Annotated in this window: 23 protein-coding genes; 19 read left to right on the top strand and 4 right to left on the bottom strand. The window is 44.9% G+C overall.

From position 1 onward, the window contains the following. The first annotated feature begins 252 nt into the window (after positions 1-252). Complete coding sequence (locus ACDZ28_RS30350) at positions 253-1,056, top strand: metal ABC transporter permease (protein WP_076120635.1); 804 nt, start codon at positions 253-255, stop codon at positions 1,054-1,056. A 94-nt stretch (positions 1,057-1,150) separates the two neighbouring features. After that, positions 1,151-1,870: a cytochrome c biogenesis CcdA family protein gene (locus tag ACDZ28_RS30345; protein WP_375103515.1), complete on the top strand. Its 720-nt coding sequence runs from the start codon at positions 1,151-1,153 to the stop codon at positions 1,868-1,870. Here ACDZ28_RS30345 and splB read toward each other — a convergent pair. Next, complete coding sequence (splB, locus tag ACDZ28_RS30340; RefSeq protein WP_076120634.1) at positions 1,867-2,943, bottom strand: spore photoproduct lyase; 1,077 nt, start codon at positions 2,941-2,943, stop codon at positions 1,867-1,869. The two genes, ACDZ28_RS30345 and splB, sit on opposite strands and share 4 nt — an antisense overlap. Before the next feature lie 193 nt (positions 2,944-3,136). On the opposite strand from splB, the gene mntR reads away from it, so the two are divergent. From mntR to ACDZ28_RS30325, 3 genes are all read left to right on the top strand, one after another. Beyond that, positions 3,137-3,562: a transcriptional regulator MntR gene (gene mntR / locus ACDZ28_RS30335; RefSeq protein WP_042129847.1), complete on the top strand. Its 426-nt coding sequence runs from the start codon at positions 3,137-3,139 to the stop codon at positions 3,560-3,562. 305 nt (positions 3,563-3,867) lie between these two features. Continuing rightward, positions 3,868-5,490 (top strand): family 10 glycosylhydrolase, encoded by a 1,623-nt coding sequence (locus ACDZ28_RS30330; protein ID WP_375103514.1) that lies wholly within the window; start codon positions 3,868-3,870, stop codon positions 5,488-5,490. An 89-nt stretch (positions 5,491-5,579) separates the two neighbouring features. Beyond that, positions 5,580-6,509: a patatin-like phospholipase family protein gene (locus ACDZ28_RS30325; RefSeq protein ID WP_375103513.1), complete on the top strand. Its 930-nt coding sequence runs from the start codon at positions 5,580-5,582 to the stop codon at positions 6,507-6,509. 82 nt (positions 6,510-6,591) lie between these two features. Here ACDZ28_RS30325 and ACDZ28_RS30320 read toward each other — a convergent pair whose 3' ends face one another. Together ACDZ28_RS30320 and ACDZ28_RS30315 are read right to left on the bottom strand one after the other, a co-directional pair. Beyond that, complete coding sequence (locus tag ACDZ28_RS30320) at positions 6,592-6,933, bottom strand: hypothetical protein (protein WP_375103512.1); 342 nt, start codon at positions 6,931-6,933, stop codon at positions 6,592-6,594. 7 nt (positions 6,934-6,940) lie between these two features. Beyond that, complete coding sequence (locus ACDZ28_RS30315; RefSeq protein ID WP_375105438.1) at positions 6,941-7,888, bottom strand: DUF1385 domain-containing protein; 948 nt, start codon at positions 7,886-7,888, stop codon at positions 6,941-6,943. A 207-nt stretch (positions 7,889-8,095) separates the two neighbouring features. On the opposite strand from ACDZ28_RS30315, the gene ACDZ28_RS30310 reads away from it, so the two are divergent. From ACDZ28_RS30310 to ACDZ28_RS30290, 5 genes are all read left to right on the top strand, one after another. Continuing rightward, a complete protein-coding gene (locus ACDZ28_RS30310) occupies positions 8,096-8,587 on the top strand; it encodes a YqhR family membrane protein (RefSeq protein ID WP_339287471.1) in 492 nt (163 codons plus the stop codon). Between the two features lie 74 nt (positions 8,588-8,661). Then, entirely contained in the window at positions 8,662-9,732 is a 1,071-nt protein-coding gene (locus ACDZ28_RS30305; RefSeq protein WP_375103511.1) for a M24 family metallopeptidase, read from the top strand. A gap of 47 nt (positions 9,733-9,779) precedes the next feature. After that, the gene (efp, locus tag ACDZ28_RS30300; protein WP_042129835.1) at positions 9,780-10,337 is read left to right on the top strand and encodes an elongation factor P; all 558 of its coding nucleotides are present in this window, start codon (positions 9,780-9,782) and stop codon (positions 10,335-10,337) included. A 317-nt stretch (positions 10,338-10,654) separates the two neighbouring features. Further along, a complete protein-coding gene (locus ACDZ28_RS30295) occupies positions 10,655-11,908 on the top strand; it encodes an aspartate kinase (RefSeq protein ID WP_042129833.1) in 1,254 nt (417 codons plus the stop codon). A 445-nt stretch (positions 11,909-12,353) separates the two neighbouring features. After that, a complete protein-coding gene (locus ACDZ28_RS30290) occupies positions 12,354-13,412 on the top strand; it encodes a hypothetical protein (protein ID WP_197069699.1) in 1,059 nt (352 codons plus the stop codon). A 96-nt stretch (positions 13,413-13,508) separates the two neighbouring features. On the opposite strand, the gene ACDZ28_RS30285 is transcribed toward ACDZ28_RS30290, so the two are convergent. Further along, positions 13,509-14,375: a YitT family protein gene (locus tag ACDZ28_RS30285; protein ID WP_081390085.1), complete on the bottom strand. Its 867-nt coding sequence runs from the start codon at positions 14,373-14,375 to the stop codon at positions 13,509-13,511. A 302-nt stretch (positions 14,376-14,677) separates the two neighbouring features. Between ACDZ28_RS30285 and ACDZ28_RS30280 the strand changes: the two genes are divergently transcribed. From ACDZ28_RS30280 to ACDZ28_RS30240, 9 genes are all read left to right on the top strand, one after another. Beyond that, positions 14,678-14,941 carry a YqhV family protein gene (locus tag ACDZ28_RS30280; protein WP_375103510.1) on the top strand — a complete coding sequence of 88 codons (264 nt, stop codon included), beginning with the start codon at positions 14,678-14,680 and terminating at the stop codon, positions 14,939-14,941. Positions 14,942-15,023: 82 nt separating this feature from the next. Continuing rightward, complete coding sequence (spoIIIAA, locus tag ACDZ28_RS30275) at positions 15,024-16,025, top strand: stage III sporulation protein AA (protein ID WP_042129831.1); 1,002 nt, start codon at positions 15,024-15,026, stop codon at positions 16,023-16,025. Then, complete coding sequence (gene spoIIIAB / locus ACDZ28_RS30270) at positions 16,018-16,536, top strand: stage III sporulation protein SpoIIIAB (RefSeq protein WP_042129830.1); 519 nt, start codon at positions 16,018-16,020, stop codon at positions 16,534-16,536. The genes spoIIIAA and spoIIIAB overlap by 8 nt, the downstream gene beginning before the upstream one ends. Before the next feature lie 13 nt (positions 16,537-16,549). Then, positions 16,550-16,753 carry a stage III sporulation protein AC gene (gene spoIIIAC, locus ACDZ28_RS30265; RefSeq protein WP_036682849.1) on the top strand — a complete coding sequence of 68 codons (204 nt, stop codon included), beginning with the start codon at positions 16,550-16,552 and terminating at the stop codon, positions 16,751-16,753. A 7-nt stretch (positions 16,754-16,760) separates the two neighbouring features. Next, positions 16,761-17,150, top strand: coding sequence for a stage III sporulation protein AD (spoIIIAD, locus tag ACDZ28_RS30260; protein WP_042129828.1), 390 nt, complete (start codon positions 16,761-16,763; stop codon positions 17,148-17,150). A gap of 42 nt (positions 17,151-17,192) precedes the next feature. Then, the gene (spoIIIAE, locus tag ACDZ28_RS30255; protein ID WP_375103509.1) at positions 17,193-18,431 is read left to right on the top strand and encodes a stage III sporulation protein AE; all 1,239 of its coding nucleotides are present in this window, start codon (positions 17,193-17,195) and stop codon (positions 18,429-18,431) included. A 160-nt stretch (positions 18,432-18,591) separates the two neighbouring features. Beyond that, positions 18,592-19,353, top strand: coding sequence for a stage III sporulation protein AF (gene spoIIIAF / locus ACDZ28_RS30250; RefSeq protein WP_375103508.1), 762 nt, complete (start codon positions 18,592-18,594; stop codon positions 19,351-19,353). 40 nt (positions 19,354-19,393) lie between these two features. Further along, positions 19,394-20,035: a stage III sporulation protein AG gene (spoIIIAG, locus tag ACDZ28_RS30245; RefSeq protein WP_042129823.1), complete on the top strand. Its 642-nt coding sequence runs from the start codon at positions 19,394-19,396 to the stop codon at positions 20,033-20,035. A 67-nt stretch (positions 20,036-20,102) separates the two neighbouring features. Then, positions 20,103-21,008: a SpoIIIAH-like family protein gene (locus tag ACDZ28_RS30240; RefSeq protein ID WP_375103507.1), complete on the top strand. Its 906-nt coding sequence runs from the start codon at positions 20,103-20,105 to the stop codon at positions 21,006-21,008. Positions 21,009-21,029 lie beyond the last annotated feature (21 nt).

Here is a 21,029-nt window from a genome sequence, read left to right as displayed (position 1 = left end):
CAAGCGTGCCCCGTAAGGGGCGAAAGCGATCTTTCCCCGACCTATCTATGTTCGGTATTCCCAACTCCTACGCTAGTTGCACTGAACGGGTGTCCAGAGGGCAGAGCCCTTGGGGCCCTCCCTTGGAAGGGAGGGTTTGGGAGGGATCGAAAAAAGATTTGATAATATATTTAGGATCTAAGGTTTTAGAGGATATAAGGTTTATAAATGCTCGAATGGTTCGAAAAGGTACCAAAAGAAGGAGAGTTAAAGTTGGAGATTCTATTTAGCGATTTTTTTCAGCGGGCGCTTGCAGGCGGTCTGCTGATAGGTATTACAGCGCCGCTTATAGGCGTTTTTCTTGTGCTTAGACGTTTATCTATGATTGGAGATACACTGGCTCACGTTACGATAGCCGGTGTGGCACTTGGTTTTTTAACAGGATTCTACCCGCTAGGAGCAGGTCTTATTTTTGCAGTGGTGGCTTCCTTTGCAATAGAGAAGCTTCGCAAGGCATATAAGAGTTACGCGGAGCTATCGATTGCGATAATTATGTCGGGCGGGGTGGCTTTAGCCTCACTCTTTTTCACCCTGGGAAAAGGTTATAATGCTGATGTTATGAGTTACTTGTTCGGTAGCATTTATACGCTAGACAATACCGATTTAATCGTAGTAGGGATCGTAACGATAGCTGTTGTAGTAGTAGTTACGATGTTCTTTAAGGAATTCTTCCTGCTTAGCTTTGAAGAGGATGCTGCGAGTGTCAGCGGGCTGCCTGTGAAGCTGCTCAACATGCTGATCACTATTCTGACGGCGCTTGTAATCAGCACAGCGATCAAAATTGTCGGGTCGTTGCTAGTATCTGCTCTACTAACCATTCCGGTGGCCATAAGCTTATTGCTGTCACGAAGCTTTAAATCCTCGGTTATCCTATCGGTCATTATTTCAGAAATTGCTGTTGTAGGCGGACTAGTAGTTGCAGGAGTATGGAATCTGGCACCTGGTGCTACCATTGTGCTTTTACTCATATCACTATTAGTATTGACCTTGATCGGCAAAAAGGGTTTGCCAGCATAAACAGCGAATAAAATATAGGGTATGCATTTTTTTACATGAAGGAGCTACACTATTTCCCTGAAGTGACTCGAATGCTGGAAGGAGAGCCGCTACCTTGTCTAATATCAATGCAGGAATAGCCTTAGCAGCAGGGGTAGCATCGTTTATTTCACCTTGCTGTTTACCGCTTTATCCCTCTTATTTATCGTATATTACCGGATTATCCGTTCAGCAATTGAAGTCAGGCAGCAATACCAAAGAGGTCCGAATACGCACAATAACCCATACATTGGCATTTATTTTAGGTTTTTCAGCGGTTTTTTACACACTGGGATTTGGTGCAGGACTATTCGGACAATTCTTTAATGGACAACGTGATCTGATCCGGCAATTATCGGCGATTCTGATTATTGTGATGGGATTATTTCTGCTTGGGATCTTTCAGCCGCAATTTCTACTTCGTGAACGTAAGCTTAAGCTTGATTTAAAATGGAAGCCGGCGGGTTATGTGGGATCCTTTATTTTTGGGATCGGTTTTTCAGCGGGCTGGTCTCCATGTATCGGACCGATTCTGACCGCAATTATCGCACTTTCCGCCAGTGAGCCCGGCACGTGGTTTACGTTAATTACGGCTTACAGCATCGGTTTCGCATTGCCATTCTTTGTCTTGGCCTTCTTTCTTGGCGGAGCCAGACGTATCCTTAAATATTCAAATGTGCTGATGAAGATTGGCGGCGTTCTCATGGTATTTATGGGCGTTCTGCTCTTTACAGATCAAATGTTCCGGATCACAGTGTGGCTGCAGGGAATCACACCGGATTGGCTCATTTTTTAGGTGAAATAATCAATCCCTGCTTCTGGAAAATGTTCGAATATCCGCTCTGTGATAAACTCTCGCAGGGCGGTTTGCTGTTCATCGGGATAGACATATTTATTTTGTCCCCAGCGGCCCCATTTCTTCTTACGCTTCTCCATGTCCATCTCAAGCTTGGATTTGGGGTAGCGCTTCTCAATTACCGTCTTAGCGGTTTTGGTGAATCGATGCTGAATCATTTCGAAGGTTAATCCTTTTCCAACTTCAGGGGGGAGGGTCTGGGCTAATTTGGCCAGTAGCTCAGCGTAGCCTTCTTGCCAGCCGTCATACCAAATAATTGGAGCAATGATAAACCCAAGCGGATAACCGGCCCGTGCTATCTTGCCAGCGGCTTCAATACGCTCCTCAAAACGGGAGGTGGCTGGTTCGAAATTCTTGATTACATAATCTGCGTTGACGCTGAAGCGAATTCGGGTATGTCCGTTATGTTCCAAAGCAAGCAGTGGTTCAACATGTTGGTATTTGGTCACAAAGCGCAGACGGCCAAGGGGTTCTTTTGCCATAAATGTAATTAGTTCTGCCAGAGAACCTGTGATATGCTCCAGTCCAACCGGATCTGAAGTACAGGCAGCTTCAAAAGTCGTGATTTCTGGACTGCGCTCCTCGATATATGTTTTGGCAGCATCAATAATGTCTCCTGTGTTTACATATACGCGAATGTAAGGCTTTGCCCCTAAGGTGGTCTGCAAATAGCAATAATGGCAGTGCCCCATACAGCCAGTGGCGATCGGAATAGCATAATCAGCCGATGGTTTGGATTGGTCAAACTTCAAAGTTTTGCGTAGGCCGACAACAAGCGTTCTTTTGGCAATTTTGTATTGCTCGACCTCAGTTTCACCGGGGAAATTCATAATACGATTATGTGATGTAGTCATACGATAGGGGATATCGTTAGCTTTTACCCATTCCATAATTTTTTCACCTTTAGGGTAATTTAAAGCATTCGGCTCAAAGAAAACGAGCTCTGGAAGAAAAAGTGCAGTTGGTTTTCTGGATCTTTTTACAGTAGCGGACTCTGGCGTCACTATAGTCATACTTTCACGCTCCTTTGGAATGACGAGTATGTTTATTATGTCTAACTCAGCCCCAACAGAAGCATGGTAAACATGTGCAACTCATCTGTAAGTTCCTTTGAAGGACTTGCCAAGGTGCGTTAGAAACATGTATCATTGTTAGAGCAAGGTTTGGCCCGGCGCCATGCTCATTATAGAAAAGAGGTAAAGTTTAATGCCAACACCCAGCATGGAGGATTATTTGGAGCGCATATACAAGCTCATAGATGAGAAAGGTTATGCGCGGGTCTCGGATATTGCCGAGGGACTGGAAGTACACCCCTCCTCTGTGACCAAGATGATCCAAAAACTGGATAAGGACGAATATCTCATCTATGAGAAATATCGTGGGCTTGTCCTAACCAACAAAGGGAAAAAAGTAGGAAAACGGCTAGTTGATCGTCATCAACTACTGGAGGAATTCCTCGGATTGATCGGAGTACAGCAGGAATACATTTATAATGATGTTGAAGGAATCGAGCATCACTTAAGTTGGGATTCGATTACTCGTATTGAAACATTGGTAGAATATTTCCGGCGTGACGAAGAACGTATACAGACGTTATATGCGATTCACAATGAACTGACAAGTGATTCCTAAAATGTTTTTTCCCGAAACGGATACTGTCCTAAAAGTTATGCGCAGCAAGGCTTTCGTGAGCATAATCAGTGGATAGTATAGCCGTTTCTATTTTGTTTAGTGCAACCTTTCCCAGTTTTTAGCGTCAAAACGGATACAGTCCTTTTTAAAAATATAAGAGGGTATGAGTTTCATTCGGTACCTCTTATATTTTTTGCAAAGACAGAGACCCCCTTTTTTCAAGGAGGCATTCTCTCATTTGCATGAAGGATCTATCCGTTTTTTCTTTTTTTTAGATACATATTTTTTAGATTTGGGGAGGAATTATGAATTATCGTAAATGGATGTTGAGCTTGTTAGTACTTATGTTGTTTCTGCCTTTATGGTCACCTGGTGCACGCGCGGCAGCGGTGCAAATTACCATTGAACTGGATGGAGAAGCGCTGGTAAGTGATGTGCCCCCGTATATCACAACCTCCAATGTAACGATGGTGCCCATTAGTGTGATCAGTAATGGATTAAATGCCGGCGTAGTATGGAATCGAATGAATAAGACTGTAACGATCACTCTAGGAGAGACGGTCCTTAAGCTAACGAGCGGCAAGAAAAATGCTTTGGTAAACGATGCCTCAGTAGCGCTGGATACATCTGTGCAGATTAAGCAGGGGCGGGTAATGGTACCGATTCGTTTTGTAAGTGAGCAATTGGGACTACAGGTGTTATGGGATCAGGTGAATAAGCATATCTCCTTGTTCTCCAACACGGAACCCCCACAATCTGTCGATCCAGGAACACCAACGACACCAACAGTACCAACGATACCCACTATCCCTGGTGGATCGACTAGTAAGGAAATGAAGGGGGCTTGGATTTCCACCGTATTCAATCTGGACTGGCCTTCAACGTCTTCGGCAGGAAACGAAGCGAAGCAAAAGCAAGAGTTTGATAATTTGTTAGACAAGCTAAAAGCCGTTGGCTTTAATGCTGTGTTTGTGCAGGTTAGACCTTCAGCAGACAGTCTGTATCCATCGACTTTAGTTCCTTGGTCTAAGGTATTGACGGGTACACAAGGGAAGAATCCGGGATATGATCCTCTAAGTTATATGGTCAGTGCTGCGCATTCCCGCGGCATGCAGTTTCATGCTTGGTTCAACCCATTCCGTGCAACGACAGATGCTTCCACCTCAACGTTAGCAAGTAACCATGTGGCAAAAGAACATCCAGAATGGATTGTGAATGCCGATGGTAAGAAATACATTAATCCAGGTATTCCAGAGGCTCGTGAGCATATCATCGACACGGTGATGGAAGTGGTTAAAGGTTACGATATCGACGGTGTCCATTTGGATGATTACTTTTATCCTTCCAATGTTACTTTTGCCGATGATGCTGCTTATTCTACCTATAATTCGAAAAAGCTTTCTAAAGCTGATTGGCGCCGAGATAATATTAATGAATTTGTCCGTCAGTTGGGAGAACAGATTCATAAGGTAAAACCTAAGGCTTCTTATGGAATCAGTCCTTTTGGAGTATGGCGGAATATTAAAAATGATAGTACAGGTTCGGACACTAGTGCAGGGGTAACTGCTTATGACAGCATGTATGCGGATGTTCGGACATGGATTAAGCAGGGCTGGATTGATTATGTCGCTCCGCAAATTTATTGGAGTCTGTCCTTTAGCACAGCGCGTTATGACAAGTTAGTAGATTGGTGGGTAAAAGAAGTAGAGAATACGAATGTTAAACTCTACATCGGGTTAGCTGGTTATAAGGTCGGAGCCAGTGATCAAAAGGCAGAATGGCAAAGTGGAGATCAAATTATTAATCAGCTCAAATATAATGAGAAGTATGAAGAGGTTGCAGGTAGTATTATGTTCAGAGCGAATGACGTCGTAGTCCGCAATCCGTTCGGATTGTCGAGCTTATTGACCTTTTATTTTAAGTCCTAATAGGTAACTGTTATTTATAAGGTGTCATGAATGTTCCCCCGTGCTCATAGATAAGCAATAGAATCTATGGAAACGGGGGATTTTTGTGTATGGAGATTAACGCAGTTTTTGAAGGAGGAGGCGTAAAAGGAATTTCCCTCGCAGGAGCAGTGGAAGCTACAGAAAGGGCAGGCTGGACTTTTAAAAGAGTAGCAGGAACCTCCTCAGGTTCGATTGTAGCCGCTTTACTAGCAGCGGGCTATGAAGGGGAGGAAATGTGTCGAATCATCCAAGGAACATCCTTTTCATCGTTTCTGAAGCGAGGTCCCGTTTACAATACTGCTATCGTTGGTCCTGCGCTTCGAGTGTTATTGAAGAAAGGATTATATTCTGGGGAAGCCCTGGAGTCCTGGGTAAGAGCATTATTACTGAAAAAGGGAATCATCACCTTCCGTGATCTGCCTGCCGGTAAATTATCCATCATCGCATCCGATATCACAAATGGAAGGATATTAGTCTTGCCAGATGGCTTGGAGCAGTATGGGATCTCTCCGGAGCATTTTGAAGTGGCTAAGGCAGTGCGAATGAGCTGCAGCATTCCTTATTTTTTTGATCCGGTCATGCTAAGACTTAATGGGCAAGCAGCAAGAGGGAAATCCTTTACCGAGCAATTTGTGTATGTTGTGGATGGTGGGCTATTGAGTAATTTCCCATTGTGGCTATTTGACGGCAAGAATAACGGTAGCAAACAACCAGGGAATAAAATTCCTACGGTAGGTTATCAAACGGTAGGTAAGACGGATCCGCAGCCGCATAAAATCAACGGGCCATTCAGTATGCTCCAAGCTATGGTAACTACCATGCTCTCTGCTCATGATGAGAAGTTTATTGAAGAGGATAAATTTGTTCGCACGGTAAAAATTCCTACGCTTGGGATTGGGACGACTCAGTTTCAAATTACAAAAGCGCAAAGCGATGAATTGTATGCTGCTGGACTTAAAGCAGGGGAGGATTTCTTTAAGGAGTGGCGACCAAGATAACGAGCGAGCATCGACGTATAGAAAAAAAGCATCCCGCACGTTACTTAAAAACGTGGAGATGCTTTTTTGAGTTGGTATGAAGTTAGTGATACTTAGGAAGCTGATCGTCATTTTTTCCTTTACTTCCTTCGATCACTTGGAAAGGATAGCTTTTGCGTTTGCCTGGTGCAGCTTGATTCTTGCGAATTCCTGCTACCTTTGACATAGTCTTCTGAGAAGGCTTCACTTTAACCTTAGATCTATTACTGCTTCGAGCATATTTCCCTGGTCCCATTTTCTTGTAAGCATAATAAATGATCGTGAGCAGTACTAATGGGAGAATCAGCTTCGACAGCGTAAAGAAAGGGGCAGTCAACACTCCAATCACAAAACCGAAAATCGCAAGCGTAACCGTAATCCAAAAAATTAAAGCATGCCTGATCATAGATCACTCATCCTTTCGCAGGATCCAATATGCCACCGGACATACTTTCCTCCGTATACCCTCTTGCTTCAATCGCAGCATCAAGCTCACGCATACGGTTGAAAGAGGCGATAGATACTTCTACCTGATCGTCTTTTGGCTCTTTGGTTGTAAGGAGCTGCAGCCACAATCCAGGGTAACCCAGATATTTAAGACCTGGCACTTCTCTTACTGCATTGGTACCCTTCAGTACTTCAAACGATACACCAATTACGACTGGCAACAAGATAATCCGCTGGATTACACGTTCCCAAAGATTATCCCATGGCACTACGGAGTAAATAATCACCCCGAGGATAATCGTAAGCATCATAAAGCTACTTCCGCAGCGGTAATGCAGACGGCTGTATTTCTGAACGTTCTGAACAGTCAGTTCTTCGCCTGCTTCAAAGGCACTGATGACTTTGTGTTCTGCACCGTGATACTGGAACAGTCGCTTGATCACAGGTGTTTGAGAAATCGCCCATAAATAGACCAGCAAGAGAACCATTTTGATGCCGCCTTCTATGAGGTTGTGCAGTACGTAGTTATCAAATACATTTTTAAATAAAAAATCCTCTACAAATACCGGTACGAGCGTAAAAATGAGCTTTCCGAACAAGAAGGAGAGAATACCCATTACTGCTACGCCAAAAATCATTCCTAAGCTCCAGCCCTCATCCTTTTTCTTCGGCTTTGCTTTTTCCTTCTCCAGATCTTCCGGTTCCAATTCATCTTCGGCGTAGGATTCTGCTGAATAGTTCAAGTGCTTAGAGCCTTTAGCGCTGGCATCTATAATACTGACAAGGCCGCGAAGCAGCGGAATCTTGCGCAGTTTCGTGACCCAGCTCTTATCTGTTTTGGGTACCTCTAAAAATGTGATTTCCTGATTCTTGCGTCGTACGGCTGTTACATTGATATGCTTACCGCCGAACATGACACCTTCAATGACGGCTTGGCCGCCGTAACTGGGAGTTTCCTGGGACAACCAATTCACCTTCTCGTATTTAATATGATTTATATAATACATTGTAACTAATTTTTGATGACATTACTAGTTGGATCGCCTTTTGCTGTACATACTATCTTCTAGAGAGAGCGAGAGATAATTCAGTATTGAAAATAAAGAAAGCGAGGCAATTTCATGAGCAAATCTCATCAACAACAATCGGGGCATACAAATATTTGGCTTTTTGCACTCGAATTAGGTTTTTTTTCTGGATTGATTTGGGGAGGGCTTCACTGGCTTACCTATTGGTTCAGTTTTACCAAAGTCAGTCCTGGTTTTATCGCAGAGCCTTTTTATAAACATGAGTTTTTGACAACTGCGTTCGGACATTTCGTGGGATACATGTTTTTTATCGTATTTTCGGTGATCGCGTCCATACTGTATGTACTGCTTCTGCGCAAGCTGAAGGGACCTTGGCCAGGGCTGGTCTACGGCATTTTTTGGTGGGCGGTTATATTTATTCCTGGTTCTCAATTGTTTCTTATGCAGCCCCCATTCAAGCTGCCGTGGAACACGGTCATTAGTGAGTTCTGCATTTTTCTACTATGGGGAATGTTCATTGGATATACAGCAGCGATCGAGTATACGGACGAACGGAAGCGTGAGCAAAGTACAGCGCTTGCCTAACGGCGCGAAAAAACTTCTCAAGGGGATATCCCTATGTTAAAATACAATGTGGCTATTTCGAGAGGAGAATGAAAATGGGTAACAAGCGTGTCTCCAAGCTGCGTAAGGTTTTGCAGGATCAAGGATTGGAAGCAATGTTGATAACTAGCGGTTATAACCGCCGCTATTTAAGTGGATTTACCGGATCGTCCGGTTATGTACTGGTGACAAGTGATGATTGTTATCTGCTGACTGACTTCAGGTATATGACACAGGCCGCGGACCAAGCAGTGGGGGTAAACGTTGTAGAACATGCAACTAAGTTCATTGATACAGTACGCGAGCTTCTGCCTTCTGGTAAAGAAGTACGTATCGGTTTCGAACAGGATGATGTTTCATTCAGCGCGTACACCTCATATGCAGAAGCACTTAAGCCGGCAGTGTTAGTCCCAGTTTCCAAGGCCGTGGAAGACCTTCGTATGTTCAAGGATGAGGAAGAGCTTGCCGTTATGCAACGTGCAGCAGATCTGGCCGATGCTACATTCAGTCATATTCTGAACGTGATCAAGCCGGGCATGACTGAACGCGATGTTGATTTGGAAATGGAATTTTATATGCGTACCCATGGTGCAACTTCTTCATCGTTTGATACGATTGTTGCTTCAGGCGAACGTTCGTCCATGCCACACGGAGTAGCAAGCAGCCGTGTAATTCAAGGCAATGAATTCATTACCCTTGATTTCGGTGCATTACTTGATGGCTATTGCTCAGATGTGACAAGAACCATCGCACTCGGAGCGCCGGATCCGAAGCTGAAAGAGATTTATGATATTGTGCTGGAAGCTCAGCTACATACGTTAGCACATATCAAACCGGGTATGACTGGACGGGAATGCGATGCCTTGGCACGTGATATCATTGCTAGCTACGGATATGGTGAACAATTTGGACACAGCACGGGTCATGGACTTGGAATGGAAGTTCATGAGTGGCCGCGTTTGTCCAAACTTAGTGACGATGTTATGCAGCCGGGGATGGTCGTAACTGTAGAGCCTGGTATCTATTTGCCAGGAATTGGCGGAGTACGTATTGAAGACGACATTGTGATCACGGAGAGCGGAATTTCGTTGCTGACCCATTCGTCTAAAGAATATACAGTACTGTAAGTAAGCGGGATGTATTAGATTAATTATGAATTTTGGAGGGATTTTTAGTGATTTCAGTAAATGATTTTAAGACAGGTTTGACCGTAGAGGTAGAAGGAGATATTTTTACCGTTATTGATTTCCAACACGTTAAGCCAGGTAAAGGCGCAGCATTCGTTCGCTCCAAGCTTAAGAACTTGCGTAACGGTAATACAGTAGAGCGCACATTCCGTGCAGGTGAAACAATTGGCCGTGCTATTATCGAAAACCGTGGCGTACAATATCTATATGCAAGCGGATCGGACCATGTATTCATGGATAACGAAACTTATGACCAATTCGAATTGTCTGAAAAGCAATTGGAATGGGAATTGAATTTCCTTAAAGAGAACATGACTGTAAACATCGTTAGTTACAAAGGCGAGATTCTCGGAATCAATCTTCCTACCAGCGTAGAGTTGAAGGTTGTTGAAACTGAGCCTGGCGTTAAAGGAAACACGGCTCAAGGTGCTACGAAATCGGCCAAGCTTGAAACTGGTCATAGCGTACAGGTTCCATTGTTTATCAACGAAGAAGATATCCTGCTCATTGATACTCGTGAAGGTAAATATATCTCCCGCGCGTAGGCAGCAGAATAATAACTTAGATATGATTAGAATAACCTCCCCGTTTATACGGTGGAGGTTTTTTAATGTAAAGGAATGGACGATGGTGTTAGGGTTCTTGTTTGTCGAACAAGCTCGCATTAAAATATTGGAAGATGAGTAAAATAAGGCCAGACTAAAGATCGATGGCGATCTTATCTTTTTTGAATCCAGTATGGAAATTAATAATTTTTTTGTGAAACCATTAACGCAAGGCACTGTTTTCGTATTATACTGATTTAAAGCGGGAAACCGATTAGAAGCAACTACATAGACCGATATGGGGAGTGAATGGGACTTTGTCACTTTATGTTATGAAATTCGGAGGGAGCTCCGTCGGCGACACTGAACGTATGAAACGCGTCGCTAAGCGCATCGCAGACAAGCAAGATGAGGGACATCGCTGCGTTGTGGTTGTATCTGCAATGGGGGATACAACAGATGATTTGATCGATACGGCGAAGCAATTAAACGGGCAGCCGCCCGCACGTGAAATGGATATGTTGATGACGACAGGTGAACAAATCTCCGTCGCTCTATTATCCATTGCCCTGCATGGGATCGGGCGGAATGCAGTTTCTTATACAGGATGGCAGGCCGGATTCCGGACAGACGAAACTCACGGCAGAGCTCGTATCAATGAAATTGACCCACGTCGTGTATTAGCCTCTTTGGAACGTGAACAGATCGTGATCGTTGCAGGCTTTCAGGGAATGACTGTGGAAGGTGAGATCACCACATTAGGACGTGGAGGTTCGGACACAACAGCTGTAGCATTGGCTGCTGCGATTCAAGCAGACGTATGCGAGATTTATACCGATGTTGATGGTATCTATTCCACAGATCCACGTATCGTGAAGACAGCGCGTAAGCTGAAGGAGATTTCTTACGATGAAATGCTAGAGCTTGCCAATCTGGGAGCAGCTGTACTACATCCACGTGCAGTGGAGTACGCTAAGCGTCATCAAGTTAAGCTGGTCGTCAGATCGAGCTTTAATCATAATGAAGGTACCGTTGTGAAGGAGGAAGCAAGCATGGAGCAAGGAGTCGTAGTAAGTGGTATTGCGTATGACAAGAACGTAGCACGTGTAAGTATTCTAGGAGTGCCTGATGTTCCGGGCGTGCTTGCTCAAGTCTTCGGCAAATTGGCTGAAGAGGGCGTTAACGTTGACATTATTGTACAAAGCGGTGTACAAAATGAGCAGGCTGACTTCTCATTTACGGTCTCTCTTGATGAGCTGGATCGTGCGAAAGAAGTAATTAAGCAAATTCATAAAACGTTGCCTTACCGTGAAGTTACGTCTGAGGATAACCTGGTGAAGGTGTCCATCGTTGGCGCGGGTATGGTCAGCCATCCAGGGGTTGCGGCTCAAATGTTTGATGTACTCTCCCAAGAGGGTGTGAGCATCAAGATGGTAAGTACGTCTGAGATCAAAGTATCTTGCGTCATTGAATCAGGCAATTTGCCTTCAATCATTCAGGCGCTTCATACCGCCTACAATCTTGATACTACAGAGCAGGCTTTCGTCGGAGGTCCTAAGGATCGCCGATAAGAGCTGCTAAGTAAATAAAAAGGATGCTTACAGCTAAATGGCTGTAAGCATCTTTTTTTATTGTTTAGGAAATTATACAATACAAAAAAATGTGGATAACTCCGAAGAAAGAGGAAGGAGGGGTGAACGTAAAGAAGCAGGAGACATGGAATAAACGAGGAGTCATCCGTCAGATTCTAAAAACCGAGCGGACGTTATATCCTCCGAAATGCATGTTTTAGCCGAGCCTACGGACAAATGTATGCGAAAAACCGAATACAATGTGCCGCTGGTAACGTAAACGAGCCAAATGTATGCGAAAAATCGAATACAATGTGCCGCCGGTAACATAAACGAGCCAAATGTATGCGAAAAACCGAATACAATGTGCCGCTGGTAACGTAAACGAGCCAAATGTATGCGAAAAATCGAATACAATGTGCCGCCGGTAACGTAAACGAGCCAAATGTATGCGAAAAATCGAATACAATGTGCCGCCGGTAACGTAAATGAGCCAGCGATGTTATTCCCCAGATTAAACTGGATTGCTGACATCAGCTGGTTGTTCGGTGATTTCGGCACAATGCCAGAACAATGGAACAAAGATGCAGATGGTACGCTGAGCTACGGTTCGATCGATCCAGGTGCGAAGCAAGCACTTTCTACACTAAAGACGTGGATGGAAAAAGGTTATATCACTAAAGATGCAGGTCTAGTCGATGAAAATGGTGGTTACGAACAATTCACTAAAGGTCAAGCCGGTGCAATTGTAGGCCGCAACTGGCTTCCTGACTGGCCGTTTGGGGATCTGCTGAACAACGTACCTGGTGCAAAATACAAAGCTTATGCTATTCCTGCAGGTCCTGATGGCAAAATTGGTACACAAAGTGGTAACCCGTCTGTTAACGGATGGATGCTGATCAATAAGGATTCGAAGCATCAAGAAGCATTGCTGCGTTATTATAACTTCTTATTCGATAACTGGGCAAATCCGCAAAAGGGCGGCATTTTCGAAAATGGTTTTGCTGAAGGTTATGATTATGCCAAGCAAGCAGATGGTACTGTAGTTAAGGACCCAGCGAAATATCCGGATCTATTCCCAGGCTATGGCGACCGGACACATTTAGTTGAACCGATCTACTACTCTCTTACTTTTGACGGTGCTCGTGAGCCGGGATTGTACGCAGAGACGATGAATAAACTGGCAAACGGTGGTACGCCTGAAACACCGTATGAGATTGCAACGGCTGCGGTTCGTAAACCGGAGAATATTGAAGCCATGAAGATCGTCTTGGAGCAGAAGGATATTCGTATGAAGAATTACTTCCAAGGGCCTCTGACCGAAACCATGAAATCCAAAAATGAGCTGTTGAAGAAATTGGTACTTCAAACGTACTCCAAGATCATTTATGGCCAATCCCCTATCGAAGAATTCGATACGATGGTGGCCAACTGGAAGAAATCTGGCGGTGATGAAATTACTAAGGAAGTGAACGACTGGTATATTTCCGCTAGCAAAAAATAAACAAATAGCAACCTATATAAATGAAAAGGAACGCTGCATTTAATCTGCAGCGTTCCTTTTCATTTATATACCAACATGGGAGGTAAGTCCCTGAAATTAACCTAATCGTCTGAATCTGCCCTGAATCTCAACAGTTTCTAGTACATTAACGAAAGCACTTGGGTCCGTATTAATTATAGTCTTTCGCAGCTCAGCAAGCTCATATCGAGTCGTTACCGTCATAAGCATGGTATTTCCTTCATGACTGTATCCACCTTCTGCATCGACGACAGTGATGCCATGGGGCAACTCTCTAAGACGATTTAACATCTTCTCCCGTTCTTTAGTAACGATGAAGCAGGTCAGTTTCACATGGCGAATATGGATCATATCGACTACTCTACTCTTCACAAAAATACAGAGCATAGCGTACAAAGCGGAGTCCCAGCTTTTAAAGAAGCCTAAGCTCAGAATAACCATACCATCCATTAAGAACATAATATTCCCCATCGGAATATCCCGTTTACGTGAAATAATCGAGCCTAATATATCAAATCCCCCGGAAGAGCCCCCTGTACGGAGAGAAAAACCAACACCGCCAGCAATAATTACCCCGCCGAAAATACTTGCCAGAATGGGGTCTTTGGTCAACTGCACCTCAGGAATAATGGTTATGAACCAGGTTGTAGCCACGACAGAAAGCAAGCTTAGTAAGATGTATTTTTTTCCCACTGCAATAAATCCCCAGACAATTAAAGGAAGGTTTATTACAAAATAAAGCTTGGAGATGTACTTCGGATCCGTTAAATAACCGACGACCGAGGCAACCCCTGCTACCCCACCGCTCAAAAGCTGATGAGGAATTAGAAACAATCGCATCCCGCTTGCAATTAAAAAGGCTGAAAAAATAATAATAGCTACTTCCTTAAGTGGTCTGACTACGGTACGCATAGATGGCGATAACCCGTAACTTCGAACTTGCATGACACAAATCCCCTCTTTTTCTAATGTCTTTATAGTCTGCTCTTTTTGAAAATATAAACCCACTATATTTCCAATTAACAAGGATACCACAGATGGAAGTGTTCGTAAAAAATAATTTTATCGTACTGATTATATTTATTTATATAGGGGCGTACTATGAACTCTTTCACAGCGGGACTTGCAAATCTGTCATTTCTCCTTGTCTAAAGTGAGTAATTATCGCATATCCATGGATAAGAGAAAGACAAACAAGCCCTCGATATCATTTGGTTTGAATTTGTAAAAGTTAGGAGTGGAGTGGATTGGACAAGTATGTAAGTTGGATGGCAATTCTTCGAATGTTCTCAGGTAGTGCGGAGATTATAGCTGCGCTAATTATGCTGCGATTGAATCAAGTAGATAAGGCACTCGCAGTCAATTCTGGACTGGCTTTGGTAGGACCAACGATCTTGATATTGACGACAGCGATCGGACTTACAGGAATGGCTCAGCAGTTGTCCTGGAGCAAACTGGGCTGGGTGGGCTGCGGTGTAGCCTTTCTCTTAATCGGGATTCTAAAAAAATGATAGATGATAGGCATATTGAGCGCGTACAAGCATAAATATGGAATAAAGCAATTAGATAGAGGACAACTTGGGGGTACTTTGTATGGTAGATGATTGGCTGCAATTGTTTCCTGAAAAAGTAAGAGCACTGTTAAAGTGCCTTCCCCTTCCGCTACTTGGAATGGTGGAAGAGATTCGGGTCCGTGAAGGTCGTCCGCTGGAGATTAACTATTCAGGTAAATATCACTTTCTTAGAGCAAATGGCAGCTTAACACAAAGACCGGAAGAAGCCTATAGGCCGGATCGGGAGGACAGTCATAGACTGCTAGATCTGATCAGCAACCATTCACTATATACGATGGAAGAAGAGCTGAGAAAGGGATTTATTACGATTCCGGGCGGCCATCGAATAGGACTTGCTGGTCGGACGGTGTTGAGTGGTGGGGGTGTTGAGCACCTAAGAGACATTACAAGCTTCAATGTCCGCATAGCCCGTGAGGTTCCCGGTATCGCGGATAAGGTGCTCCCTTATCTGCTGGACAAGGGGAGGCAGCGAATGATGCACACTTTGATTCTCTCGCCCCCACAGCACGGTAAGACAACACTTCTTCGCGATATCGCAAGACAAATCTCTTTAGGAGATTTGGGGAAGCGTGAAGGCGGAAGACCCGGTTTGAAGGTGGGGATTGTCGATGAACGTTCTGAGATTGCCGGAAGCAGACGCGGAATTCCCGCCTTTGATGTCGGTCCGCGTACAGATATTCTCGATGGTTGTCCCAAAGCAGAAGGCATGATGATGATGATTCGGTCCTTGTCACCGGATGTATTGATCGCGGATGAGATTGGTCGTCCTGAAGACGCCGATGCGGTAACCGAAGCGCTGCATGCTGGAATATCAGTCGTTGCTTCGGCTCACGGCAAAGAGGTAATAGAACTGGCTCGTAGACCGGGACTAGGGGGTCTATTGGAACAAAAGATGTTCGAGAGATACGTCATTCTGCATCGTTCAGAAGCGGGGCTCACCTTTCGTATTCTGGATGGGCAGAAACGCGGATTGCTGCTTATCTCTCCCGGGGATCGATTAGGCGGTGATTTACATGCTTAAGCTATTCGGTGCCGTGCTAATTGTGCTGGCAGGTACGCTGGCAGGGCTCCAATTTGCGAGACAATATGCAGACAGGCCAAGACATATTAGAGGTTTAATAGCAGCGCTACAGCGGCTAGAGACAGAAATTATGTACGGCTTTACCCCATTGCCTGAAGCTATGCGGCGTATTGGGATTCAGTCTAAGGAGCCGCTCAAGACGTTGTTTGTTAAAACAGCTGAAGAGATGAGCCCACCCCATGACCGAAGTGCCCAGGATGCCATCCAGAGGGCTATGGATACGCATTGGAAGACTACCGCAATGAAGGGGACAGAAAAAGAGATTTTCCGCCAGCTCAGCTGTACTCTCGGCACAAGCGATAGGTCGAACCAGAGCACTCATATCGCGTTAGCATTGCAGCAATTGAAGCAGGAGGAGTCGGTGGCCAGAGAGGATCAAGGCAAATATGAAAAGTTGAGTAAAAGCCTGGGTCTGCTGCTTGGAGCATTGATCGTCATTTTGATCTTTTAGCGAGGTGCCAGGAATGAATATTGAAGTCAATGCGATTTTTCAAATTGCCGGCATTGGCATAATTATCGCCATGATACACACGGTGCTTAAACAGATGGGAAAAGAAGATTTCGCACATTGGGTCACCGTGATCGGGTTCGTCGTCGTGCTATTTATGGTTATCCGAATGCTGGACGGACTGCTGCAGGAAATAAAAACGATCTTTCTTTTTCAATAGGCGTGCTATGGAGATCATTCAAGTTGTTGGAATAGGGCTGATATCGACCATATTGATTCTCGTACTGAAGGAACAAAAACCGATGTTCGCCTTCCTTCTCGCTACTGCCACTGGGATTCTGATCTTTCTGTTTCTAATCGGCAAGATTGGAATGATTCTGTCCACACTGGAGCGGGTGGCAGAGTCATCGGGGATGGAAATGATCTATTTAAAGACCGTGTTCAAAATCATAGGGATTTCTTATATCGCTGAATTTGGAGCACAGATCGTGCGCGATGCAGGGCAGGAATCAATTGCTTCCAAAATAGAACTCGCCGGAAAAGTCCTGATTATGGTACTAGCTGTACCTATTATCAGCATCATTATTGAAACGGTCATGAAGCTGCTACCTGCTTAAAGCGATTGAATTAAGCCAAGCAACGATTAGGGAGGAGAAGTTATGCAAGAGCGCAGTGTTTTTCGTCCTCCAAAATTAAAAATAATACTGCTGCTCCCCTTTCTCTTCATTCTATGGTTTGCAGGTACAGCTCAGGTGGCCATAGCTTCTCCAGCAACTCCAGCACCTGGATCAGGGAATTCCTCCCCAGTAGACCAGTGGGTCAAGGGTCAGGTGAGCAATTTGCCAACGGATAAGGTGGAGTCGTACTGGGATCAACTGATGAAGGATTACGGAGGTTTTTTTCCAGACGGGGCAACACCTTCGCTTATGGACATGCTGCTTCCGGGGGATAAGGGACTCAGCTTGCAGAGTGTGTTATCAGGACTTCTTGGCTTTATGTGGCATGAGGTGCTGTACAACGGGAGGCTGCTGGTCACGATTGTCATGGTCAGTGTGCTCAGCATGATACTGGAGACGCTGCAAACCGCTTTTGAGCGAAAAACGGTCAGCAAGGTGGCTTATACGCTCTGTTATATGGTGGTGCTAGTGATTGCCGTGAACAGCTTCAATGTTGCTATCGGTTATGCGAAGGATGCTATCGACCGGATGATTGATTTTATGATGGCCATGATTCCGCTGTTGTTCGCTTTGCTGGCTTCCATGGGGAACATCGTTACCGTCTCGGTCACACATCCACTGATTGTTTTTATGATTCATACCGTAGGGACTCTGATTCACACCATTGTCTTTCCACTATTATTCTTCTCTGCTGTGCTGCATCTCGTAAGTGCATTGTCGGAGAAATACAAGCTGACTCAATTGGCGAATCTGCTAAGAAATATCGGGGCTGGATTGCTAGGCGTACTGCTCACTGTGTTCCTCGGTGTGATTTCAGTCAGGGGAATTACGAGCTCAGTGACAGATGGTGTTACGATTCGGGCCGCTAAATATATCACAGGCAACTTTGTCCCGGTCATCGGAAAAATGTTCGCGGATGCCACAGACACAGTGATCTCCGCTTCACTTCTAGTGAAGAACGCCATTGGGCTATCCGGTGTCATTATCATTTTGTTCTTATGTGCTTTTCCAGCGATCAAAATCCTGGTGCTTGCTCTGATCTACAATGTTGCTGCTGCTGTAATGCAGCCATTAGGAGAGACGCCGATTGTAGTCTGCTTACAGACGATCGGAAAAAGCATGGTGTACGTATTCGCAGCTTTGGCAGCCGTATCGTTAATGTTTTTTATGGCCGTCACGATCATGCTAACCGCAGGCAATTTAACTGTCATGATGAGGTGACTATGCTGACAAAACTTAGCGGGTGCTTTCGAAGTGAGTTTTGTACGAAGTAATTTCACTGAAGGCTATGCTGACAAAACTTAGCGGGTGCTTTCGAAGAGAGTTTTGTACGAAGTGATTTCACTGAAGGTTATGCTGACAAAACTTTAAGGAGGAAAAGATGAGCTGGTTAGGAGGATGGCTGCGGGAGATCATTCTTGTCGTATTGTTAGCATCGTTCGTTGAGTTGCTCCTTCCGAGTAAATCTATGGAGCGTTATGCGAGGCTGGTGCTGAGCCTCCTGATCCTACTTACCATGCTTAGCCCAATCGTTTCTCTCCTTAAAGGTGACGCAATAGCCGAGCTGAGTATAGCCATGGGGCGGCAGGAGAAAGAGGGAGGCTTGTTCACAGGAGGGGGAAGCGGAGATCCTTCTTTGGAAAAGATTCTGGCTGATGGGCAAAAGCTTGCGCAGGGGCGTCAGGATCAGAGCCTAAAGCTGGCGGCAGAAGAGGTTGCTGAACAAATGAGGGAGCAAATTATCAGCGAGACCGGCAAACGTGGGGTTAACGTCGCTGTAACGCTCGGTATGGCGAAATCCGGCGGTTCTGGTAACGAGGATATTCCTGTTATCTCCGCAGTGAAGGTCTCAATGTCCCCGGCGGCAGGTAATCCCATAGGGGCTTCCGAAACTTCCAGCGCAGCGGCTGCTCCACCAATTGCAATCGCTCCAGTAGAGCCTGTTGAAGTGAAAATCGGTGCGAATCCAGAGAATGGATCAGCATCAGCAGATGAACCGAAAGCAGTAAACGGAAATGTATCAGAAGATAACAAAACTTCAAGTGAAACGGAATCCATCGTAAAGCTATTGGAACAAAAATGGGATTTGGATCCCAAAGTAATCCAAGTGGATGGCGGCATTGTGAATAACGTCAAGTTATGAGTCTGCAGCTTCTAAACTAACAATTTTAGGAGGGATAGGCGTGGGCAATTGGCTAAAAAAGCTGGAGCAATGGGCTGGGGGCGGGGCTGGCAGTCCGAAAAGAAGCCATACTTTTCGCTGGCTAATCATCTTAGGCCTGCTGGGCGCAGCGATAATGCTGTTTAATTCCTTCGTCAATGTGAAGAAGATTGATAACGAGAATACAGGGCGTGAGCCGCCGCTGAATCAGTCCTCCCAAACGGCGCTGGTTCAGAGTGATCCAACAACATCCAATTCGTTCGACAGCATTGAACTGGCGATGGAGAATCGAATGAAGGAGATTTTGGAGAAAATCGTCGGTGTCGGTACAGTCGATATCATGGTTACCGTGGAGTCAACAGAAGAAATTGTTGTGGTGCGCAATATGAACGACTCCCAGCAACTTAGTGAAGAGACGGATGCCAGTGGTGGTAAACGTCACACGACACAATATACAAGGGATGGCGAAATCGTAACTTATTCGCAATCGGGCGATGAGACACCTATTGTGACGAAGCGGATTAAGCCTCAGGTCCGTGGTGTGCTGGTAGTTGCCAAAGGGGCAGAGAACAAGGTTGTCCGTGGACTCATAGAGCAGGCTATTGAGAAAGGCTTGAATGTACCGATTCAGCGCATTTCAGTAGTACCACGCAAACAAGAGTAGCAGGAGAAAGTCAAGAAGTGAGTGCTTCCGAAGCAGCCACTAGATTAAATTTTAGGAGGAATAAAGAATGAACGGCAAAAGACAAACAATATGGTTGGTTTCTATGCTCAGTTTGATGGTTGTACTCTCGGCATACTATTTATTTACTGAAGATTCAGGTGCATCGGTTCCAAAAGACACAGCAGGAACTATGCAGGTAGACTCCTTGAAAAAAGATACAGCAAACGCAGCATTACCAACGGTTGGCGACAAAGGTATCGTTGTGAACGAAGTGGTCAGTCAAGGAGATGTTGTTGCTGATGGAGGCGTTGTAGATAACGCTACAGCCACTGACGATAGTACAGCTACTGCAACTACTGATGACAGTGCAACTACAGCGGTTAAGGATGATAGCAGTAAAGCTGCAGCAGACAGCGGTAACTCTGAGAAAGCTTCGACGGACACTGCTGCAAAAGACTCCAGTAAAACTTCTGACACAGCAACTAAGGACACAGCAGCTAAGGATACAGTAACTAAGGATACGGCAGCTAAGGATACAGCGGCTACTACAACATCCAAAACCCCTGCTAAGAATGATAAAGAAATCCTGGATGAAGTAGCTTCACAAAGTGTATCGGCGAGCAGCATGTTCACTAACTACCTGTATGAACGTGAGCAAAAGAATCTAAAGAGCCAACAAGACTTACTCGCTTTGATTAACGATATGGAGAAGACGCCTGCTGATAACGCAGTTGCTCAAGAACAGCTCCTTAACCTTGAAGAAAAAGAATCTAAAATTACGGGCATCGAAGAACAGCTTCAACAAAAATATGGGGAAGCCATCGTGAAGGAAGAAGCTGGGGACAGCTATAAAGTAGTCGTACTGAGTGACAAGCTGGATGTAAAACAAGCGGTTAGCATCGTTGATCTCGTAATGAAGGAACTGAGTGTGTCTCAGGATAAAGTTAGTGTTCAATACGTTTCCGAGAAATAATAAGACGTGAAATTCTAGGGA

The sequence above is a fragment of the Paenibacillus sp. RS8 genome (assembly GCF_041956825.1).
GTDB lineage: Bacteria > Bacillota > Bacilli > Paenibacillales > Paenibacillaceae > Paenibacillus_AQ.
This window is presented reverse-complemented; position numbering and strand designations above follow the sequence as displayed.

Excerpts from the sequence above, each read along its gene's own strand:
- mntR (WP_042129847.1), top strand. The coding sequence starts at position 3,137 with ATGCCAACACCCAGCATGGAGGATTATTTGGAGCGCATATACAAGCTC.
- ACDZ28_RS30310 (WP_339287471.1), top strand. The coding sequence starts at position 8,096 with ATGAGCAAATCTCATCAACAACAATCGGGGCATACAAATATTTGGCTT.
- spoIIIAE (WP_375103509.1), top strand. The coding sequence starts at position 17,193 with ATGCAAGAGCGCAGTGTTTTTCGTCCTCCAAAATTAAAAATAATACTG.
- ACDZ28_RS30240 (WP_375103507.1), top strand. The coding sequence starts at position 20,103 with ATGAACGGCAAAAGACAAACAATATGGTTGGTTTCTATGCTCAGTTTG.
- ACDZ28_RS30320 (WP_375103512.1), bottom strand. The coding sequence starts at position 6,933 with ATGATCAGGCATGCTTTAATTTTTTGGATTACGGTTACGCTTGCGATT.
- spoIIIAB (WP_042129830.1), top strand. The coding sequence starts at position 16,018 with ATGCTTAAGCTATTCGGTGCCGTGCTAATTGTGCTGGCAGGTACGCTG.
- splB (WP_076120634.1), bottom strand. The coding sequence starts at position 2,943 with ATGACTATAGTGACGCCAGAGTCCGCTACTGTAAAAAGATCCAGAAAA.
- ACDZ28_RS30325 (WP_375103513.1), top strand. The coding sequence starts at position 5,580 with ATGGAGATTAACGCAGTTTTTGAAGGAGGAGGCGTAAAAGGAATTTCC.
- spoIIIAA (WP_042129831.1), top strand. The coding sequence starts at position 15,024 with ATGGTAGATGATTGGCTGCAATTGTTTCCTGAAAAAGTAAGAGCACTG.
- spoIIIAF (WP_375103508.1), top strand. The coding sequence starts at position 18,592 with ATGAGCTGGTTAGGAGGATGGCTGCGGGAGATCATTCTTGTCGTATTG.
- ACDZ28_RS30305 (WP_375103511.1), top strand. The coding sequence starts at position 8,662 with ATGGGTAACAAGCGTGTCTCCAAGCTGCGTAAGGTTTTGCAGGATCAA.
- ACDZ28_RS30285 (WP_081390085.1), bottom strand. The coding sequence starts at position 14,375 with ATGCAAGTTCGAAGTTACGGGTTATCGCCATCTATGCGTACCGTAGTC.
- ACDZ28_RS30330 (WP_375103514.1), top strand. The coding sequence starts at position 3,868 with ATGAATTATCGTAAATGGATGTTGAGCTTGTTAGTACTTATGTTGTTT.
- spoIIIAC (WP_036682849.1), top strand. The coding sequence starts at position 16,550 with ATGAATATTGAAGTCAATGCGATTTTTCAAATTGCCGGCATTGGCATA.
- ACDZ28_RS30290 (WP_197069699.1), top strand. The coding sequence starts at position 12,354 with ATGTATGCGAAAAATCGAATACAATGTGCCGCCGGTAACGTAAATGAG.
- spoIIIAD (WP_042129828.1), top strand. The coding sequence starts at position 16,761 with ATGGAGATCATTCAAGTTGTTGGAATAGGGCTGATATCGACCATATTG.
- ACDZ28_RS30315 (WP_375105438.1), bottom strand. The coding sequence starts at position 7,888 with ATGTTCGGCGGTAAGCATATCAATGTAACAGCCGTACGACGCAAGAAT.